This is a genomic window from Verrucomicrobiota bacterium, assembly GCA_037139415.1.
Lineage (GTDB): Bacteria > Verrucomicrobiota > Verrucomicrobiia > Limisphaerales > Fontisphaeraceae > JBAXGN01.
On record JBAXGN010000080.1, the window covers coordinates 1 to 20,346 of the forward strand.

The 20,346-nt window shown below is 57.8% G+C and carries 20 protein-coding genes; 10 read left to right on the plus strand and 10 right to left on the minus strand.

Annotation, left to right across the window (positions count from 1 at the left end):
* Positions 1-273 precede the first annotated feature (273 nt).
* The 5 genes from WCO56_15035 to WCO56_15055 all read left to right on the plus strand — a co-directional run bounded on the left by WCO56_15035 (position 274) and on the right by WCO56_15055 (position 4,232).
* The gene (locus tag WCO56_15035; GenBank protein MEI7730887.1) at positions 274-627 is read left to right on the plus strand and encodes a hypothetical protein; all 354 of its coding nucleotides are present in this window, start codon (positions 274-276) and stop codon (positions 625-627) included.
* A 270-nt stretch (positions 628-897) separates the two neighbouring features.
* Complete coding sequence (locus WCO56_15040) at positions 898-1,305, plus strand: hypothetical protein (protein MEI7730888.1); 408 nt, start codon at positions 898-900, stop codon at positions 1,303-1,305.
* A 96-nt stretch (positions 1,306-1,401) separates the two neighbouring features.
* Positions 1,402-1,794 carry a hypothetical protein gene (locus tag WCO56_15045; protein MEI7730889.1) on the plus strand — a complete coding sequence of 131 codons (393 nt, stop codon included), beginning with the start codon at positions 1,402-1,404 and terminating at the stop codon, positions 1,792-1,794.
* 305 nt (positions 1,795-2,099) lie between these two features.
* A complete protein-coding gene (gene lysA / locus WCO56_15050; protein ID MEI7730890.1) occupies positions 2,100-3,398 on the plus strand; it encodes a diaminopimelate decarboxylase in 1,299 nt (432 codons plus the stop codon).
* Positions 3,399-3,434: 36 nt separating this feature from the next.
* Positions 3,435-4,232: a CHAD domain-containing protein gene (locus tag WCO56_15055; protein ID MEI7730891.1), complete on the plus strand. Its 798-nt coding sequence runs from the start codon at positions 3,435-3,437 to the stop codon at positions 4,230-4,232.
* Positions 4,233-4,242: 10 nt separating this feature from the next.
* On the opposite strand, the gene WCO56_15060 is transcribed toward WCO56_15055, so the two are convergent.
* From WCO56_15060 to WCO56_15105, 10 genes are all read right to left on the minus strand, one after another.
* Entirely contained in the window at positions 4,243-6,690 is a 2,448-nt protein-coding gene (locus WCO56_15060; GenBank protein ID MEI7730892.1) for a ComEC/Rec2 family competence protein, read from the minus strand.
* A gap of 72 nt (positions 6,691-6,762) precedes the next feature.
* Entirely contained in the window at positions 6,763-7,452 is a 690-nt protein-coding gene (locus WCO56_15065) for a beta-ketoacyl synthase N-terminal-like domain-containing protein (protein MEI7730893.1), read from the minus strand.
* A gap of 12 nt (positions 7,453-7,464) precedes the next feature.
* Positions 7,465-8,670, minus strand: a complete 1,206-nt coding sequence (locus tag WCO56_15070; GenBank protein ID MEI7730894.1) for a beta-ketoacyl-[acyl-carrier-protein] synthase family protein — start codon at positions 8,668-8,670, stop codon at positions 7,465-7,467.
* Positions 8,667-9,164, minus strand: a complete 498-nt coding sequence (locus WCO56_15075; protein ID MEI7730895.1) for a thioesterase family protein — start codon at positions 9,162-9,164, stop codon at positions 8,667-8,669. Before WCO56_15075 ends, WCO56_15070 begins: the two co-directional genes overlap by 4 nt.
* A 53-nt stretch (positions 9,165-9,217) precedes the next feature.
* The gene (locus WCO56_15080) at positions 9,218-9,664 is read right to left on the minus strand and encodes an EamA family transporter (GenBank protein ID MEI7730896.1); all 447 of its coding nucleotides are present in this window, start codon (positions 9,662-9,664) and stop codon (positions 9,218-9,220) included.
* A 1-nt stretch (position 9,665) separates the two neighbouring features.
* Positions 9,666-10,499, minus strand: coding sequence for a hopanoid biosynthesis-associated protein HpnK (gene hpnK / locus WCO56_15085; GenBank protein MEI7730897.1), 834 nt, complete (start codon positions 10,497-10,499; stop codon positions 9,666-9,668).
* The gene (gene hpnD / locus WCO56_15090) at positions 10,486-11,355 is read right to left on the minus strand and encodes a presqualene diphosphate synthase HpnD (protein MEI7730898.1); all 870 of its coding nucleotides are present in this window, start codon (positions 11,353-11,355) and stop codon (positions 10,486-10,488) included. Before hpnD ends, hpnK begins: the two co-directional genes overlap by 14 nt.
* A gap of 401 nt (positions 11,356-11,756) precedes the next feature.
* The gene (locus WCO56_15095) at positions 11,757-13,190 is read right to left on the minus strand and encodes a sigma-54 dependent transcriptional regulator (protein ID MEI7730899.1); all 1,434 of its coding nucleotides are present in this window, start codon (positions 13,188-13,190) and stop codon (positions 11,757-11,759) included.
* Positions 13,187-14,596: a HAMP domain-containing sensor histidine kinase gene (locus WCO56_15100; protein ID MEI7730900.1), complete on the minus strand. Its 1,410-nt coding sequence runs from the start codon at positions 14,594-14,596 to the stop codon at positions 13,187-13,189. The genes WCO56_15095 and WCO56_15100 overlap by 4 nt, the downstream gene beginning before the upstream one ends.
* A 7-nt stretch (positions 14,597-14,603) precedes the next feature.
* Entirely contained in the window at positions 14,604-15,746 is a 1,143-nt protein-coding gene (locus WCO56_15105; GenBank protein ID MEI7730901.1) for a hypothetical protein, read from the minus strand.
* A gap of 144 nt (positions 15,747-15,890) precedes the next feature.
* On the opposite strand from WCO56_15105, the gene purS reads away from it, so the two are divergent.
* From purS to WCO56_15130, 5 genes are all read left to right on the plus strand, one after another.
* Positions 15,891-16,133, plus strand: coding sequence for a phosphoribosylformylglycinamidine synthase subunit PurS (gene purS, locus WCO56_15110; protein ID MEI7730902.1), 243 nt, complete (start codon positions 15,891-15,893; stop codon positions 16,131-16,133).
* Positions 16,134-16,187: 54 nt separating this feature from the next.
* The gene (gene purQ, locus WCO56_15115; GenBank protein ID MEI7730903.1) at positions 16,188-16,886 is read left to right on the plus strand and encodes a phosphoribosylformylglycinamidine synthase subunit PurQ; all 699 of its coding nucleotides are present in this window, start codon (positions 16,188-16,190) and stop codon (positions 16,884-16,886) included.
* 51 nt (positions 16,887-16,937) lie between these two features.
* Complete coding sequence (gene purL, locus WCO56_15120) at positions 16,938-19,253, plus strand: phosphoribosylformylglycinamidine synthase subunit PurL (GenBank protein ID MEI7730904.1); 2,316 nt, start codon at positions 16,938-16,940, stop codon at positions 19,251-19,253.
* Between the two features lie 639 nt (positions 19,254-19,892).
* On the plus strand, positions 19,893-20,093 hold the full coding sequence (locus WCO56_15125; GenBank protein ID MEI7730905.1) for a hypothetical protein: 201 nt from the start codon (positions 19,893-19,895) through the stop codon (positions 20,091-20,093).
* Positions 20,094-20,102: 9 nt separating this feature from the next.
* Positions 20,103-20,342, plus strand: coding sequence for a hypothetical protein (locus WCO56_15130; GenBank protein ID MEI7730906.1), 240 nt, complete (start codon positions 20,103-20,105; stop codon positions 20,340-20,342).
* Positions 20,343-20,346: the final 4 nt, after the last annotated feature.

The window sequence follows — 20,346 nt, forward strand, 5'->3', positions numbered from 1 at the left end:
GGCCATTAAGGCGGGCCGGCTGGTGGAACCCATTAAAAAAAAGTGAACCGCTGGCGAGGCATTACCTCCGGAACACCGTCCAATTAACCCAATGCATCCTGAAAGGATGCCAGAAACCGTGCCCGATAAGGTCCCATGCCCATGGGCGACATCGTTTTGCAGTTGACCGATGGGGGCGTTTTAGGGATGGTAGTGCCATGATAACAAACTGGCACCCGAAAACAATGAACGGGAAAGGCGTTCAAGAATACTGTTCGGGCTTGCACTAAAAGCATGCGAAAGAAATTGACCATTTCGTCGGTTATCGTCGTGGGCATTGCTGTCGTCTTGTTTGCCTGGCTGCGACCAGCATACAAAGACGCTCGCACGAACCAATGCATCAATTATCTGCGGCAGATTGATGCCGCCAAGCACCAGTGGGCGCATGAGAATCATAAGTCGGCAGGCGAGGTCGTGACGTGGAGTGATTTGGTGGGGCCGCAGAAATCTATGCCGACGATGGTTGAATGTCCATCGGGCGGCACTTACACCCTAGGCAGGGTCGATGAGGGGCCGAGTTGTTCCGTTCCGGAGCATAGACCGCCCGAACTAAACGCTCCAGCGAATGGCGCTTCGCGCCATCGCTGAGTTTGGATCATTAGCCCATACCAACGCCTCAAGGATTGTTCTTAAAGCCATTCCCCCAACCTCTCTGGCACCTGCTCCGGGGTGCATTCGTCTTTTCTCCGCGTTTCCGGTGGTCGCGCCCCGTGCCCCTCGCGACCGGACCGGCTACACTCTGTCAATCCTCTCGGATTGAGGGAATCCAATCCATCATCCCGCATGGGATGAAAAAAATCTCTTAAAACCGGCAATTAAAGCGGCTATAGGCATTCGTATGCTTGGAAAGGTAATATTATGAGTACATTTGATCCAAATATCCCGGCGGACGATGCCATTGCTTATGCCGCCGATCTGCGCAGACAACTCAACGCCCTCAAGGCCCTGCATGACGCCCAGAGCGCCCTCATTAGCGCACTGGCCGCGCAAATCGCCGCCATCCCCGCCGGACCGCCCGGACCGCAAGGCATTCCCGGCAATGACGGCCAGCCCGGCCAACAAGGCCCAATGGGCGAGATCAGCGCGCAGAATCTGGCCGACGCCCTGAACAACCTCAGCGCGGCCATCCTGGCCAACAGCAGCGCCAACAGCAACAGCGTGGCCACGATGGACTGGACCGTGAGCGATCCGCCCACGCAATGGGAGGTGGGCACGATCTTGAATACGATCAATGCCCTGATCCTGGCCTTGCGCCGGTCGGCCTAGTGACGGAGGAAGCGGTTGCCCGTAGCCGTCGAGGTAAGGAGACGGATTGCTTGCGCGCCGCGAAAAATCATTCCCTTGCTGGGAAATGAGGGTATAGTGGCTGCAAATGAAGATTGTTCACGAATGCTGCTAAGCGCCATTGCAGGTATGATCACTACATTCACAGTCTGTTCATGGTTGCTCGTCGGACTCGGTGTTGGGATGACTATTTGGTTGTACCCGAATCCCATCGCGTTTGTTCCATACGTCCTGCTTGCTGTAGCCATTAGGTCCGCGCGTCGTCTTGGGACGCGAGCAGTGGTCCTCGTGCTTACGCTGGCTTCAGTGTGCATCGGTTTTTGGTATTTCTGGGATGCCGCATTTATTCGCCTTTCCACCATGAACTTCATCCCATTTCAGGTTGCGATTGGCGAATCATTGGTTGCAGGGGGCGCGTTAATTGTAGTTTGGCGCGCTGAGAGAATGACACATGAAACCGGTGATGAATAACCATTCGGCTACAGGCACGCAGGGACCGCGTCCACGAGCCTTTTCGCATTGACCCGAGGGGCCTTTTGTTCCTGGAGGTCCGCCGGGTAGCGGCCTTCCATGGCGTAGAATTGCTGCACGTTCTGCCGGAGCGCGACTTCTTCGGCGTTGGCGCGGCGTGCGGATGGTGGCGCGGGGTTCTTTCGGTGAAGCGAGGTTCGGGGAAGTCCCAGCTTGGCCGAACCCCGATTCCGTTCTTGGCTTGGTTCAGATTTCGCGTCGTTTTTAATTCCATTTTGGCTGGGACTTTGGCATAACCTCGCGCCATGCATGATTTTAATTATGTTGGGAATGAGTTGTACTGCGAAGCCGTGCCGGTGAAAACGCTGGTCAAACAGCACGGCACGCCGCTGTATATTTACTCCCAGCACACCATCGAAGCGCATTTCGGCAAGCTGCACACGGCGTTGGCATCGCTGGATCACCTGATTTGCTTTGCCATGAAAGCGAACTCCAATCAGGCCATCCTGCGCACTTTGGCCAAGGCCGGCAGCGGGTTTGACATTGTCAGCGGGGGCGAGTTGCAACGGGCCATGGCGGCGGGGGGTGATCCGGGCAAATGCGTGTTTGCCGGCGTCGGGAAAACCGAGGGCGAGATTGAATTTGCCATCCGCCAGGGCATTTACTGCTTCAATGTGGAAAGCGAGCCGGAATTGATTCGGATCAACCGGGTCGCCGCCCGCTTGCGGAAGGTGGCGCCGGTGGCGGTGCGGGTGAACCCCAACGTGGACGCCCATACCCATGCCAAAATCACGACGGGCACTTACGAAAACAAATTTGGGATTGCGATTGAAACCATCGAAGGCGTTTATGCGCGGGCCAGCCGGCTGAAGCATTTGCGGTTGCGCGGGCTGCAAATGCACATCGGATCGCAATTGACGGAGACCACGCCGTTTGCCGAGGCGGTTAAAAAAGTTGCGCCGTTGGTGGCGCGGCTGGCGGCTAAATATCAATTCGAGTTCTTCAGCATTGGGGGCGGGTTGGGCATTGTGTATCGTTCCGCTTTGGCCAGCGGCAAGGCCGCCTGGTGGCGCGGGCCGGAGGGGCGGGGCATTTTGACGCCGGCGAACTATGCGGAGGCCGTGGTGCCGTTGCTTAAACCGTTGGGGCTGCGGATACTGATTGAGCCGGGTCGTTTTATCGTCGGCAATGCCGGCATCCTCGTTACGCGGGTGGAGTATTTGAAACAAACCGGGAAGAAGAATTTTGTGATTGTGGATGCGGCCATGAATGACCTGATCCGTCCGGCGTTCTATGATTCGTATCATGAGATCGTGCCGACCGCCAAAAGGCGCGGCGCACTCGTCCAGAGCGACGTGGTGGGGCCAATCTGTGAATCCGGCGATTATTTTTGTAAAGATCGTCCGTTGCCCAAGGTCGGGGAGGGGGATTATCTGGCCCTGTTGAGTGCTGGCGCCTATGGTTCTGTGATGGGGTCCAACTATAACACCCGGGCCTTGCCGGTCGAGGTGCTGGTGAATGGCGAACAATCGGCAGTCGTCCGCCAGCGTCAACCGGTGGACAAAATTTGGGAACTGGAGAAGGTGCCGGATTGGCTGAAGTGACGCGCGAATTGTGGCGGTGTGGTCGAACGTGCAACCGTGAAACCGAAACTCGACATCAAGCGGTATGCCAAGCGGCTCAAGCAACTCCAGTTGGCCTTGGCCGCCGCCGGGAGAGTCGGTTGCCGCCGGGGGACGTGCGAGAGCATTCATCGGCTGCGTGTGATTTTGCGGCGGGTGCGGCTGTATTTGCGCCTGGGCCGCTTTCTGTTCAAGGGTGATGACGTAAAGAATTTTAACCGCTGGTCCAAGCACACCTCGGATGTGTTGGGGCCGGTGCGTGATCGGGATATGGCGCTGGCATGGTTGAGAGAGCATCCGGTGGCGCAAGGTCTGACGCTACGCGTCCAAGCGCAACGCCGCCAGTCATGGGAAGCCGCCCGCAAACGGCTGAAAGACATGCCCGCATTTCCCACCGTCAAAAACTGGAAACACGGTGATCAATCAAAAGCCGGGAAAAAGTTGTCCAAGCGTCTTAGCCGTTCAATTCAGATGGCGCGCGAAGTGGTGATTGTCTATAAGGAGCCGTTCGATCCACATCATTCAGAAGGCTGGCATAAACTGCGTCGCGTGGTCCGGCGTTGGCGCTATCTGCATGAACTGCAACGTTCCAAACAGGAATTAAAAACCGACGCAATTCTGTCGGCGCAACTAGCCCTTCAGGAGCAACTGGGGGAAGCGCAGAACCTCAACGCCGTATGGCTGATGGTTCGCGCCGCCGCCCCGGAAGCGTCGGCGGGGGAAATCAAAGTGCTGCTGGAGCAAGAGCGGCAGGACTGGCTGATCAAGGCGCAGGCGGCTTTGACGGCCTTGCAGCGGCAGACGCAAATTGACTGAGAGCGGCACGCTATTTTCCAGCGGTGCCGCTGGTTTCCAATCCCCGCATGGTGCGTACCGTCCAACCATTTCTGGTCACCGTGATGGTGAAGGCCCCTTGCTCATGACCATAGAGGACCGGAATCCCGGTTTTGGAAAGCCGCTCGCGCAGGTTGGGACTGGCTCGTGCCGAGGCGGGAAACACGGAATCGGCCAGGAGTATGATTTTGGGCTGAATGGCATCCAATAAAGGTCCGGCCAGCGGTTCACCGTCTTCCAACATGCCGGCCACCACAATGTCCGCCTGCAAGTCGTTTGGCGGATGGCGTTCCAGCAACGCGCTTTGACCGCGCCGGCCCAGTTCAAACAGAAACAGCAGCCGGGTGCCTCCCATCTCCGCGCGCAGCACAAACGAGGAATCATCGGATCGTGAAAAGTGATCATCCGCCTCTGGGTGCATGACATGGAAGGGGCCAAACGTATCGCCACTGATGAGTTCGTACTGGCCTGGGATGCAGGCGGCCAGGTCTTGTTTAACGCTTTGGTAGGCTTTGGAACGGAACGCCACCGGACTGGTGTACATGCGCGCCGGGAAAAAGTTCGTCGCGATGACCATCGCGCCGCCCACCTGCCGGGTGTCGCCATGGGTCAGCAGAAGGGCGGAAAGCCTGTCCCACCCGCGCGCGAATAAGAAAGGTTTTATCATCCACTCGGCCACATCGTGTGAGCCGCAATCCATCAACATTTGGTCCCGGCCATTCCGCCCTTCATAAAATACCGCGTGACCGCTTTTGAATGGCAGCACGGTAAATCGCGCCTGAATTGACTCTGGACGGACGAGACCACCCCAGGACAGCCATAGCGCGACGAGCAGGATTGGCAAACCCGTTCGCCAGCGCCATGGGGCGTGGAATAACCAGCCGGTCAACAGTAGAACCAATAAAACGTAGAATACTGCAATGAAGGCAAGTCCGGGTTCCGTGACATAAAACCAACCACCCGGACATTCCGCCAGCCACCGGCTGATTTCCACCATGCATTTCATCAGGCCCCATCCGCTGTGGTTGAATAGCTCCGCTGCTGAGGGCAACCAAGCAGTCAGAAACAAGGTGGCGATTCCGCACGCCAGCGCGATGCTGCTCAGGGGGACAATCACCAGATTCGCCAGCAGGCTGATTGGAGTCACAAGATGAAAGTATTGCGCAATAATCGGCAGAGTGCCTAAAAACGCCGCCAGGGAGGTTGCCAGGCTGGTTCCGAGGTGGCGCAAGGGGGATTCCAATGCCCGCTGCCAGGCTGGTCGCAAATCGTCTGGCAACAATGGGTCGGGTTGGAAAAGTCTTTTTTGCCAGCTTTCCAGTGGCGGCATGAACAAGGCAATGCCCAGCACGGCCAGGAATGAAAGTTGAAAACTGACTTGGAAAAGTTGTTGTGGTTGCCAGAGCACGATGATTCCGCCGGCGGCAAATAGGGAATTAAGCAAGTTGGAAGGGCGCTTCAATGAATAGCCTGCCAGCAGCACCGTGGCCATGATGGCGGAGCGGATGGCGGAAGGTTGCCAGCCGGTGACTCCGGTGTAGAACCAGATCAAGGGTATGACCAGCCAGCCACGCAACCAACGCGGCATATACATCACCTTGAATACGGCGAGGAGCATGGCTGCGATCAGCGCCACGTGCAATCCGCTGATGGCAAAAATATGCAAGGTGCCGGTCCGCATGAAGGCATCGGATACCTCGTCGTTCAAACCCGGTTTCCAACCCAGCACCATGGCCCATTGCAAGCGCAACGATTCATCCTCTTCCGGCAGACCCTTGCCCATGGACGTGCGCCCCCATTCGAGGAATCGTTCGGAAAACGGCAACCGGGCCAGGGCGTGATTCGTTGCCGCCAGTCGCCAGCCGTCTGGGGTACGGATGTTCAGTTGGTGATAAATCCCTTGCCAACGCAGGTAGGATTGGTAATCGAATAATCCAGGCACCGGCGGCGGGGGAGGTGGTTGCATGGTGCCTTCAATTTCCACCACTTGACCGCTGAAAAACACGGCTGGGAGTTGTCCGGTTGTTCGGGTGATTACGCGTCCGCGTGCCGGCTGCCAATCCTGGCGAAGCAGTTTGATGGCCTCCACCTCGATTTGCACGGTGGTCCGCCAGATGTCCTCCGGGTCATGCGGAATGGCTTTCATGGACGGCATTTCCAGCAGGGTACCGCGCACGGTTACCGGTTCGATATGAGTTCCGACCAAGGCGCGCAAATCCTCCGGATGCCACACGGATTCACGCCAGGTCAGGTTGCTCCAACCAAAGAATACGGCGCTGGCCCACAGCAACCACGTCCGGCGATTTGGCAAATAGACCGCCGCCATGACGCACAGGCTGGCCACCGTCAATGGCCAGGCGACCAGGATGGTCGCGTAGCGTGCGACCAGAATCCCGACGGCGAAACAACTCGCCGGCACGATGAGCGGATATTTGATCAAGCGATTATGGACTTGGAACGATTCACCGATGGTCGCTGGTCGTGGTTTTAATCCCCATCCTCGTGTCAGGACTCAACTTGGTTTGCCGCCGCACAATTCACGGCAAAGTTGGCGCAAATTGAGGCCGGACAACGGATACTCCCTGGCCTCGCCACGTGGTTTCCCCAAGAGGAGCGCACCGGCGCGCCAATCGCCCGGTCGCAGTCCACCCGGCAACGGAACCGTCGCGGCCAGCGTTTGATCCACGGCTTCGCACTGGAGGCAGAGACAGGCTTCGGCGTCATTTTGGGTCAGCCAGGTCACGGCTTCCCGCAGCACCGATTCCTGGGCGGGACTTTCGGAGATCAGGCATAACACCGGGCCTTTCAAGCGGTAGCGGATGCACAGTTCGCCGATGACCGTGCTGGGCAGCGTGTACGTGAACAAGGTGGGTTTTGGGGTTTGCAAAAAACGCACATCCGTCGCCAGGGAACCGGCGCAGGTTTCCACACAAACCCCGACGCGCTCGCGACGGGCGGAATCCCATCCTTCGAGGCCACTTTCCAGAAGTTCCGCAGCCATGAGTCCCAGGCGGCACATCAGATCCATGCGCGCAATGCGTGAGGAGTCCGAGGGAAAAAACCAGGACCAATGCAGTTCGGTCAGGTCGCCCCGTTCAAATGAGGCGGCTAACTTCGCCGGCCAGGGACGCAGGCCGACTTGATCGTTGCCATGTCCTTCAGGCCCCAGGTAACTTGCGGCAAGGATGACAGGAGAATTCATGACGATTCCAGGTTAGGCGAGTGCTTTGGCGGTCAGGTTTTGCGGTTGCTCTAATACGAGCGCCGCGTTTGTGCCGCCAAAACCACAGTTAATTTTAAGGGCGTACCGCACGCGTGTGCCGTGTTGCGGCTGGCTCAGCAAGGAAGCCGGCGCGGCGGGATCGCGTTCGCGCAAGCGGGGGGTGCCCGGTAAAAGCCGGGTACGCAGGGCAATCAGGCAGACAATTGTTTCGATAATTCCGGCAGCGCCAAGGCAATGACCGAGCATCCCTTTGCTGGAACTGAACGGCGGTACGTTCTCCCCGAAAACTGTGCGCATGGCCAGGGACTCCATGGCGTCGTTATACGGGGTGCCGGTCCCGTGGGCGTTCAGGTAATCAATCGCATCTGGTGCAATTGCGGCACGGGCAAGCGCGCGTGTCATTGCGAGCGCCAACCCTGCGCCGTCACGCGATGGTCCCGTCAGATGGTTGGCATCATTGCTGACTCCCCAACCAAGAATGCGCGGGGCAGGGGATGCCAGTAAATCTTCCCGGACCAAGAGCAAGGCCCCCGCGCCCTCTCCCAGGCTGAGGCCCATACGCCCGGCATCAAACGGATGGCAGCCATCTGGTTCAAGCGATTTGAGCGTGGAGAATCCAGCCAGCACAAAGTGGGAGATCAAATCCACGCCCACGACTGCGACTACGTCGGCTTGCTCTCGTTGGATAAGCGTCGCCCCTTGCTGGATCGCCAGCAGGCCGGAAATGCAGGCGGCGGAAACGCACTGCACCGGACCGGCGATGGACCATTCCGCCGCCAAATCCGCCGCTAATAAAGCGGGATGCCAATGACGCTCCGCGAGCGGGGAACCGGCGGTGTGGTTGAGTTTGCGTTCCAACGCCTCAATATCCGCCTTGGTCGTGGAGAGCACCAAGCCGCGGCGGGTTGGGTTGATGGATTCAAAGAACGGGAGCGCCTCAAGGCAGGCTTGGCGCAAGGCATCCAAGGATAACAAAAAGGCACGGGCATCGGCGTATGCCGGACTTGTCGAGCGCAGCGTCTCAAGAACACTTTCCGGCACCCATCCGCCGACTGCCGATTGATAACCCCGGTGTGCCATGCGCTCATTATGCCGCAGCCCACTGGCATTGGCAGTGATGGCAAGTTCCAGTCCGGCAATCCCGGTGCCCAAAGCCGAGACAACCCCGCAGCCGGCGATGGCAACCGGAGAACTCACGCCGGTTGTTTCCACAAGGGTTCCCATGCTTTGAACCGCTCGACCAGATACCCTGGCCAGGTCAATAACAGTTCCCCGGTGATCGAAGTGAACACCTGGGTGGTGCTGCCGGTCACTAACAAGGCGCGATCCGCTTGCCGCCGGATTTCGTATTCAAAGTCCAGTTTGGCGGCCTCTGATTTTAGCAACCGGGCGGTTACTTCCAGCACATCCGCCATCCGGGCGGAGGCCAGGTAATCCACCTGTAGCCGCACGACCGGGGCGGGCGTGTTCTGGGCGAAAAATTCTGTGTAATCTATCCCATATTTTCGGCCAAAGGCCCGGCGCCCTTCCTCGAAATAATTCACATAATGACCGTGCCATACCACCTGCATGGCATCCACTTCATTGAAACGAACGCGCACCAGGGTCGTTTCTTCCAGGAACGGCAGTGCGGGAGCCCGGCACCGGCGGCCAGCCACATTTTTCAAGCGAATTGGTTGCGCGGTATTCATGGTCCTGGGAACGCGAATGTTCAACTCAAACTACGGGCGCGTGTGTGCGGCCATCAGTTCTTATCGGCGGTTGAATTCATGGCGACGGATGGCACTGGCGCATCTGCCTTCAGTTTTTCCGTCTGTTTCTCGTTCCAAGTGATGATGCCCGCGCCCAGCATGATCAAGGAAACGCCAATCCAGCGGGCGGGGGTGACATGTTCCTTCAAATACAGCACTGCGGCCAGAGTGGTCACCACGAAACTCAAGGAGGTGAGCGGCCAGATAAAGCTGATGTCCTTTTGACTCATAAGGTAGAGCAGGCAGGCAAAAAACACCGCCTCGAAGAACACGCCCAACAGAATCTTGATATTGACCACCCCTTTGAGAAAGAGGGGGAGAATATTGACCAAGGTCACGTCGCGGCCTTTGCAGATCCCGTCAATCCCATCTTTGAGCAGCACGACCCCGATGGCTTCACAGACCAGCCCAACAAATAAAATCACAAGTATTTTCGTCATATCACAAATCCTGATAGCGTATGGTTTGAATGCGTAGTTGGTCCACCAGCGTCCTTACTCGTGGGCTTACCAGCGCATCCAGTTCGTGTTTAAAAGTATCCAATGAGGGATGAGAGTAAAGCTCATACGTTCCCGGCGTGAGTTGGGGCAAAAGCCCAAGGACATACGCCTCGTCCACATGCGCATCCTGCAATTGGCCAAACACGGCATCGGTAAAGCGGATGCCACGCTGTTGCAGTGCGCGCCGTTGGCGGGCGGAGAGCACGGCAAAAATCCACGAATGCAACGCGCGTTGGAAAAATCGCCCTGAAACCGCCCGCAAATTGGGGCGCAATGGTTCGTTAGTCAGGCGGAAGTGGCGAATGCCCCACCGCTGCGCGTTTTCCATCAGGATGCCGAAAATGACCGGTTGCATGTGCAGATGCATGTGGCCATTCACATGGTCCATTTTGAGGCCGGTCGCCGCGAACTTTTGAAATTGCGCCTCGATTTCCCGCCGCAATGGTTCGCGCAGACGGCGTTGGAAAAAATAGTTGAATCCCAATTTCACCGGGTCAGTGCCAAAATATCCCTGCGCGTCCACCAGACCGGAAAGCGCGGATTGGCTGAGCGCCGCGCGGCCCATGATTAGCACCAGGTGCAAACCCACGCCCAAGGACGGATTTGCTTTTGCCAATTGCACCGCGCGGCCCGCCTCCGGTTCATTGACCATGAGGCTGGCACTGGTCAGGATGCCTTCGTGGTGCGCTTGGATAATGGCGGTATTAATGCTGGCGGAACGACCCAAATCATCCGCATTGACGATGAGTCTGCGCGCGGAGTCAGGGCGTGCCATAGGTGGATTGGCTGATGCCACACATAAAACGGCACCAAGCGCGGAGGATTAACAGGATTTTGTGCCCTTTGCTGAGCTTGACGGGAACCGAGCTAAAGACGTCAAACCGGTGCTGTTCCAACTTTTTCAGCAATTGCCAATATACCGAGCCCATCAATTCGGCGGCCACCATGGCCCGGCGTTCCCCTTCCGGAAGCGTCGTGCGGGCGAGTTGATAGTAATGCCGTGCTCTGGTCGCGACCGTGGTGGCCACTTGCTGATAACCGGGGGAATACTGGTGACTTAAAATGTCTGCCGGTTTTACCTGATGTTGTTGCAATAATTCCAAGGGCAGATAAATGCGACCGCGGTTGGCATCGGTACTGACATCGCGCAGAATGTTGGTAAGCTGCAAAGCCTTGCCCAGATAAATGGCATAATCGGTGCAGGCCGGGTTTTGGTACTCGAAAATTCGGATACTGAGCAAACCGACTACGGAGGCCACGTGGTAACAGTACTTTTCAAGCTCCTCAAGGGTGGTGTACCGGAGGGTATCCAGATCCATTTCACAGCCGAGAATCAGGGCGTCAAAGTGTTCGAAGGAAAGACCATAGCGGGCGATGACGGGTTGGAGTTCCTGATTGACTGGGAATTGCGGTTTGCCGCCGGAATAAGCCAGTTTCAGATCCGCACGCCATGCCGCCAAGCGCGCCCGCCGTTCCGGGGTGGGAACCGTATCTTCGTCCGCAACGTCATCGACTTCCCGACAGAAGGCGTAAAGCGACGCCATGGCCGCGCGCTTTTCCCGGGGCAACATGACAAAGGCCAACGCTAGGTTGGAGTTGCTTTTGCGGGTGATGGCTTGGCTGGACTGCATGTGGCCTGACAATTGGAACCACAGCCTGGGTGACTAGGCGGGGGGAGGATTTACCGATTCATCCTCCCGCACTGGCGGCAGCCCGCCGGTATCTGCCAGACTGGGGTTACGCGGCCGGTGTTTACGGTATTTGCGGCGTCGTTTGCCGAATAAGCGAAATCCGCCGGAAGCAGCATTCTCAAGTTGATATGGATTTTTCTCAGGCTCCACATTGTCTTGCCCGGTGGCGTACCTGTTTCGGCGGGTAAGATATACCAATAGGAATAGCAAAACGCCAATGGCTAACGCCACTAGCACTACGATTCCGACCTGCCACATGGCATCGCTCTGTCCGCCAGTTTGTGTGCGGACTATCCCCTCAACTTCGGGTGGGGGCGTATATTTAAATGCTGCGCCTAGTATCATTTTGCCTGATCCTTTCCAATCAGGTTGGTGTCTTCTTCGCTTTCCACACCGGTACTCAGGTCCAATCGTTGCATCCGGTATCGTAAAGCATGCCGGGTTATCTTCAACTGTTCGGCGGCTTTAGTCAAACTGAACTTGTTCTTTTCCAACGCCGCTGTAATGAGTTCGCGCTCGTAGTTGGACAGGGCGTCTTCCAGTGACAAATCCATAGTCACCGGCGTCACATCTTCCCGTCGCAGGCGCATTTCTAGCCGAAAATCGGGCAGGTTGGCCGCTTGGATTTCGGTTGAAAACTCCAGAATAACCGCCCGTTCAATGACATTGCGTAATTCCCTCACGTTTCCCGGCCAGTGATGGCCCATTAATTTTTGCTGGGCGGAGGCACCGATAGTCTGGATGTGCTTCTTCATTGCCAAATTGAACTGCTTGAGAAAATGATCCGCCAGCAATACCACATCTTTGCCCCGTTCCCGCAGTGGCGGGGGGCGCAGTTGCACGACGTTGAGACGATGGTATAAATCTTCTCGGAAATGGCCTTCTTGAATGGCCTGGATGATGTCCCGGTTGGTAGCCGCCAGCAGGCGCACATCCACGCGGTGCTCCTCGTTGCCGCCGACGCGGGTAAAGGAGCCATCTTCAAGGAAACGCAGCAGTTTGGCTTGCAATGGTCGGCTCATGTCTCCGATTTCGTCCAGAAATATGGTTCCGCCATTGGCTTCTTCCACCCGCCCCAGCTTTTGCCGGATGGCACCGGTAAACGCTCCTTTTTCATGCCCAAACAGTTCGCTCTCAAGCAGGTTCTCAGGAATCGCTGCACAATTGATGCGAACATAATTGGCTTCACGCCTGGCGCTCAGGTGATGCAAGGCACCGGCAATGAGTTCCTTTCCAGTGCCGCTTTCGCCCAGAATAAGCACGGTGGCGTTGGAAATGGCCACCGTTTGGATCAGCTTTTTCAGGTCGCTCATGCGCTGGGAATCCCCGATAATATTCTCCAGTCGGGCAATTTCAGATGTTTTGGCCCGTAATTCGGCATTTTCCTGCAATAAACGATAGCGCTCGGCACAATTCGCGACGGCGTGTAACAGTTCTTCGGGCGCAAATGGTTTGGAAAGGTAATTCATCGCGCCGGCCTGGATCGCCTCGACCGCCAGTTTAGGTGTTGCGTAGGCCGTGATCATCAGCAGTGGCAAACGGGGCCAGCGTTGGTGAGCCTGGCGCAGAAATTCATAACCGCTCATGCCGCCCAGCCGCGCATCGGTGATGACCATGAAGAATTCATGGGTGGTCAGTTGTTGGAGAGCTGCTTCAGCCGATTCCACCGTCTCCGCCAGATAGCCCTCCGCGCTGAGCGCTGCGTGCAGCGAAAGCCGCATGTTTTTTTCATCGTCCACAATCAGCAGCGGGGGAAGCGGTTGGTTATGATTCATATTCTGATTTCTTGATTGGCTTTGGTCGGAAACTCCAGGATAAAACGCGCGCCTTTATCCGGCACGGATTCCACGCGGATGGTGCCACCATAAATATCCAAGCTCCGGCGTACAATGGCGAGGCCCAGACCGGTGCCTGTATGTTTGGTCGTATAATAGGCTTCAAATACTTTTTCAACCCGATCGGGGGGAATTCCGGGGCCCGTGTCCTCGATTTCCATTAGCACACGATTTGCCTGGGCGTGTACGCGCAGGCGAATTTTACCATGTCCATCCATGGCTTCGCGTGAGTTTTTCAGAATGTTCACCAGAATCTCTGACAAGTGTCCCCGCTGCATCATCAGGATGGGCAGGTTTGGCGGAAGGTCACGTTCGATGGTCACGGCGTACTGAGCCGCCGGTGGGAAAACGCGCTCGATGGCGTTTTCCAATTCGGCAGACAGGTCCAGTTTTTCGACCGGCGATTGGGTAAGCTTGGAATAGCCGAGGAGTTCGGTGATAATTCGATCCGCCCGTTCCACCTCTTCGCGGATAATTCCAATTTGTTGTTTGGCCGGTTCGGTGGCGGGGTTCAGCATTCGTTGCAGGTTAAAGGCGGCATTGTTGATGATGCTGAGCGGATTCTTGATTTGGTGCGCCACTTCGGCGGCCAACCGCGCGGCGGCATTCAATTGCTCCTGGCGCAAGGTGAACTCGTGACTTTCTTCGACCGCCACCCGTTGCTTTTCAAACAAGACTTGCAGCCCGTAGCAGATGAACGTCATGAAAAATAAAATGATCAATCGCATTAAAAACGGTTCCGTTGGGTTTTCCTGGATGCCCAATCCCAGCGAGCGCCCTGTCGCCGCGTCGAACGGGAAGGACTCATATTGGTTGAAGGTTACATCCAGGATTCCCGCGAGCAAATAGCACCCGCTTACGGCGAAATTCATGGTCAATTGTTGCGCGGCCAGCGGAATGCTCAGGGCGTTGCGCAGAATCAGGGCGGGGAAAAACCAATAGAGAATGCTGTCAAAACCATTGGTGATGAGCGTTAACGATGCCAATAACAGTCCGTCCAGCAGCCCGCTGATAAACATCAGCCACTGCATTACCGCCAGCGGAATACGATGCATCACGATCAGCAGGGCCGCCGCCACGATATTGAACCCCACGTAAGGCAGGAAAAACTTTTGGATGCCCTCGAAGGCCACCTCGCGCGTGGTTGAGATCGCGCCCATCCAGTTGGTGGAGTACAAATAATGGGCTAGCACCGTGAGCAATACCAATTTCACCGGCAACATGATTTCCCGCTCCACCGTGCGCAATTGCTTGGCCTGCCGCGCGGGATCGGGTGGCGGCGGACGCAACAACTCCAGCAATTGCTGCAGCGTCGTCAGCCGCGTGATGGAGGAAAAGGAAAACATGTTCCTGTCATTCCAGGAAATCCAACACCACCGGTGCGTGCGCTGTTTTGCCGTTCTTGGCGGTGAACAGGAGGCCGTGGGGATCCGCCTTTACCGTCGCCACTCGGTCGAATCCCGTCGGAATTGCTGCTACGCCAAGGATATAGGGGATGGAGAACGGTTCATCTGGTTTCAACTGAATTGCGGTTGGCAGTCCTTTGTGTGCGAGCGGATTGGGGTTGGCGGATTCCGCCAGCCCGTAATGAAAATTCGCCGTGACATCTTCAATGCCCATGACGTTGACATGGCGGCCATTCCAAGGGTGATAGTGTCTCCCCCGGTTGCTGATCCAGAAGACCGTGTTGCGCAAAATACGGGGGTTCTTCAGCGCGAACCACAGATATCCTTCCTTCGGGAATGTTACCGTGGTCCAGGCAAAGGGCAGTTTGGGGTCGCTGACGATCATCACCAGGTCTTCAAAGCCTTGTCGGGCCGGGTACACGGTCAAATCCGCGTTGCCACCGGTGGCCAGCGGCACCTTGTTTAGCGAGGTGAACGTCGCGCCCGCTTTCAGACAGGAGTAACCGCCTTGCGCCGGGTTTTCAAATTGCCCTGGGAAGACTTGCCCATACACGAATCGGCTGGTGGAGATGAGGCCGCTGCCGGGTGTCTCGGGAAAACGCAGCATGGCATGATGTCCCAATGCCATGGGACCTTTGAATCCGGAGAGAACGTGGCGGCAGTACACGGCTGGATGGCCTTCGCGCAGAAAGAGGACCTTATCCACATGGCCCGGGCGGGTTTTGGTGTCCAGCGTGAGGTGCAGGCAACGGGTTCCTGCCTCGCTCAGCGCGGCCTCGCAGCTCCACTTATGGTTGGCGGTATCGCCATGCACCGGGTGCTTTTCGCCTTTCCACGGCGTGCCATTGCCACCAAAGGGCAGGCAAAAGAAGTCGCCGCGAAGGACTTGCAGGATCGGGGGGAGCGCGCGGTCCGGCGGTTCCTGACTCCAGGGAGCAATGTGGAAGGGTTGAATATTTCGGTTCCCCAGCTTGAAGCTGACCGGCCCAAGGTGCCCACCGGTTTCGGTGATAAATGCCTCGACAGTTTTGGAGGCCAGCCGCCAGGAGCGCTGCCCGTGCATGACGCGTAACGAATCAGTCGTCTTCATGCCGCGCAGTGTATACCTCCGGCGGTTTTTCTGGAACAAAAATTTATCGTAATCCCGCGTAATATTTTCCTCGCAAGCGGGCGGGACTTTGCCCAACATCCTGTCCATATTTTTAAACGGGGATTCACCCCGGAGACTAATGCGATGAAAGCAAAGATTATTGTGACGCCGAAAAAGGCTGTCGTAGATCCGCAAGGCAAGACCGTGCAGACCGCGCTGGAGCACATGGGGTATCAAGGCGTGGCCTCGGTGCATGTGGGCAAGTACCTGGAGATTGACCTGCACGGCACGGATAAGGAAGCGGCGCGCAAGCAGCTTGATGAGGCCTGCCACCGGTTCCTGAGCAATCCCGTGATCGAGGACTATAAGCTCGAAATCACGGACTAACTGCGACCGGGGCTGCCGCTGCGGCGACCCGCGAACTTTGACCCTGGATTCCCTATGAATTTTGCTGTCCTTCAATTTCCCGGTTCCAACTGCGACCAGGATTGCGTGCATGTGCTCAAGAATGTCTGCGGGCACAGCGCGCGGTTGCTCTGGCACAAGGAGCATTCGCTGGGTGACACCGATGCGGTGATCGTGCCCGGCGGCTTCAGCTACGGCGATTATCTGCGCACGGGCGCCATCGCGCGCTTCAGCCCGGTGATGCAGGCCGTCCAGCAGTTTGCCGCCAACGGCGGCCACGTGCTCGGCATTTGCAACGGGTTCCAAATCCTGTGCGAGGCCGGATTGCTGCCCGGGGCGCTGGTGCGCAATCGCTCCCTCCAGTTCCGCTGTGAGCATATTTACCTGAAGACCGCGACGGTCAATTCGCCGTTCACCAGCAAGACGCCGGAGCGCAAACTGTTGCGCATCCCCATCGCGCACGGTGAGGGTTCCTATTTTGCGGACGCCGAAACCCTGGCCCGGATGAAGAAGCAGGACCAGATCCTGTGGCGCTATTGCGACGCCAAAGGCCACGTCACCGAGGACGCCAATCCCAACGGTTCGGTGTTCAACATCGCGGGCGTGTGCAACGAGGGGCGCAATGTGGCCGGCCTCATGCCACACCCGGAACGCGCCAGCGAGAGCATCCTCACCGGCGATGACGGCCGGATTATTTTTGAAAGCCTGATCGCCGCGCTGGCCGCCAAACGTTAACCCCTGGAGTTTCGTCCATCACGTTTAAGATTGAATTTACCTTTACCTGCCATGACCGACCCCGCCATTACTCCCGAACTGGTGCAGAAGCACGGATTAACCCCCGACGAATTCGCGCAGATCAAACAGATCCTTGGCCGCGAGCCCTCGTACACCGAGTTGGGCATCTTCTCGGTGATGTGGAGCGAGCATTGCTCCTATAAGAACACCCGCCCGCTGCTCAAGACGTTCCCCACCAAGTCGCCCAAGATCCTCGTGGGCGCCGGCGAGGAGAACGCCGGCATTATTGATATCGGCGACGGTCTGTGCATCGCCTTCAAGATGGAATCGCACAACCATCCCAGCGCGGTCGAGCCCTTCCAGGGCGCGGCCACGGGCGTCGGCGGCATTGTGCGCGATATTTTCACCATGGGCGCGCGGCCGGTCTGCGCGATTGATTCGTTGCGGTTCGGTGAACTGTCCTCCCCGGAAGTGCGCCGCCTGTTCAGCGGCATCGTCAGTGGCATCGCCCATTACGGCAATTGCTTTGGTATCCCGACGATTGCCGGCGAGGTGTATTTCGACAAATCGTACGAAGGTAATCCGCTCGTCAACGTGTTCTGCCTGGGCGTGCTGCGCCACAGCCAGATTGCGCGCGGCGCCGCCAAGGGCGTCGGCAACCCGGTCTTTTACGTCGGCCCGGCCACCGGGCGCGATGGCCTGGCGGGCGCGGCCTTCGCGTCGCAGGATCTCACCGAGGCTTCCGCTGAGAAACAGCGCGGCGCGGTGCAGGTGGGCGATCCCTTCATGGAAAAGCTGGTCGCGGAAGCCTGTTTGGAACTGCTGGCCACCGATGCTGTGGCGGGCATCCAGGACATGGGCGCGGCGGGCTTGACCTGTTCCACCTGTGAGACGGCGGCTCGCGCCGGCACGGGCATCGAGATCGAGCTGGCCAAGGTGCCGCAGCGCGCGCCCAACATGAGCAGTTACGAGATCATGCTCAGCGAATCGCAGGAGCGCATGTTGATCATCGTCAAGAAGGGCCGCGAAGCTGAAGTTCAGCGCATTTTCGACAAATGGGATTTGCCGTGGGCCCAGATCGGCACGGTCACGGATACCGGCCGCATGGTGGTCCGCTGGAACGGCAACGTGGTGGCCGATGTCCCTGCCGCCAAGCTGGCCAATGACGCGCCGATTTACCATCGGGAATCCTGCGAGCCCGCTTATTTCAAGGAAGTCCGGGCTTTCACGTTGGATATGGTGGCGGATACCACCGATCCCTTGGCGAACCTCACCGCGCTGATGGGCTGGCCGACGATCGCTTCCAAGAATTGGGTTTATCGCCAGTACGACCACATGGTGCGCGACGGCTCCGTCGTGTGCCCGGGCTCGGACGCCGCCGTGATCCGCATCAAGGCCGATTCCCTGCCGGTGCTCCCGGCGGATTCCCCGCTGAACAACGTGCCGGTGCCGGAGAAGTTCGTGGCGATGACCACCGATTGCAACGCGGGCTACGTGTACCTCGATCCGTACGAGGGCGGCAAGATCGCCGTCGCCGAGGCGGCCCGCAACCTGGCCTGCTCCGGCGCAACGCCGCTGGGCGTGACGGATAACCTGAATTTCGGCAACCCGCACAACCCCGAGCTGTTCTATCAGCTCAAGGAATCCGTGCGCGGCCTGGGCGAAGCCTGCCGATTCCTCGACACCCCGATCACCGGCGGCAATTGCAGTCTCTACAACCAGAGCCCGGCGGGTCCGATTGACCCCACGCCGACGGTCTGCATGGTCGGGCTGATTGAGAAGCCCGAGCACATCACCACCCAGTATTTCAAGGACAAGGGCGACGCGATCGTGCTGCTGGGCGACGCGGTGGACTTCTCCGATGCGCTCCAGGGTTTGGGCGGCTCGGCCTTCCTGCAAGTTGTTCACGGCAAAAAGACGGGCACGCCGCCGAAGTGCGAACTTGCCAAGGAAAAGATGCTGCACGACGCCTTGCGCACGCTGATCAAGGCGGGGCTCGTGAAGAGCGCACATGATTGCAGTGAGGGCGGCTTGGCTGTGGCCCTGGCGGAGAGCTGCGTCTCGCAGCAGACCGCGCGGCACACCCCGCGCCTGATCGGCGCGCAGATTAATTTCATCAAGCTCAAGGGCGTGCGGTTGGACGCGCTGCTGTTCGGGGAAACCCAGAGCCGCGCCGTCATCACCACCACGGCGGAGAATGCGGCCAAGGTCATCGAGCAGGCCAAGCAGCTTGGCGTCCCGGCGGTGCTCATCGGCAAAGTGGGCGGCCAAGCCCTCAAGATCAAGACCGGCAAAGGCACCTTCACCTGGTCCCTGGAGAAGCTCCACGACCGCTGGTGGAACAGCATCGCCCAGGCGATGCGCTAAGCGGCCGTTGTTTTGGAGTACGGCGGCAAGGTGGGGTAAAGAGGCCGCGACGCCGTTTTGGATCAGCGCGCTCAAACCAGCCCCGCCACCATTGCGGCGCAAACCTCCACGCGAGCTGCCCACCGGAAAATCCAAGGAAACGGTCCCGGTAGGCCCGAAAACGGGTGGTTGGGCACTTTGTTCCGAGCGGCGGAACACGTGTTCCGTCGGATGGGACAAAGTTCCGGGGCATGGAACATGTGTTCCGTCGCATGAGACACGTGTCTCACCGGTTGGGACACGTGTTCCGCCGGATGGAACACGCTCCCGGCCCATGAAACACGTGTCTCGGCCCATGGAACACGTGTCTCGGCCCATGGAACACGTGTCTCGGCCCATGGAACACGTGTCTCGGCCCATGGAACACGTGTCTCATGGGGTGGAAAGTGGTTTTGACCGTTTGGCTCGCCCGGAATAGGTTCCCAGCCATGCGCTCACTGGAATTACGATGAGTCGTTACGCTGCCGCCTTGGGGTTGGCAGCTCGGGACGGAACCGGGAGAAGAAATAAACGGGTGGTCCGGCCTCGGATTGCGGTTTAAATCACAACCTCCCCTGAAAACTTGCGCTGCACCTTAAAAGTGGGCTAGATTAGTTGGCGATGACACCTGAAGCGGCATTGGCAAAACAGATTGAACGATATCGGCAAATGACGGGGGAAGAGCGCCTCGACATTGCATTGCGTTTGCACGAACTGGCATGCGATCTTGCCCGGGAAGGTATCCGTCGTCAAAAGCCCGATGCCACCCCGGAGGAAGTCGATGGATTTTTGATTAAACGCCTGCAATTGGTACGGCAATGATAACCGAACGTGACCTGTTGGAGTAAGGAGCCAGCTTGGATCGCCACACCCGAAGATGTGATTTTACACAAGCTCTTTTGGAATCAGATCAGCCCCTCTGATCGTCAATTGGGTGATGCTGCTGGAGTTGTGGCCATTCAAAACGATACACTTGATCTGGCTTACCTGCATCGTTGGGCCAAAGAACTGAATGTAACTTCGAAACTCGACGATTTGTTGCAAGGGAAAATCCGGCCCAAACAATCATGAGCAG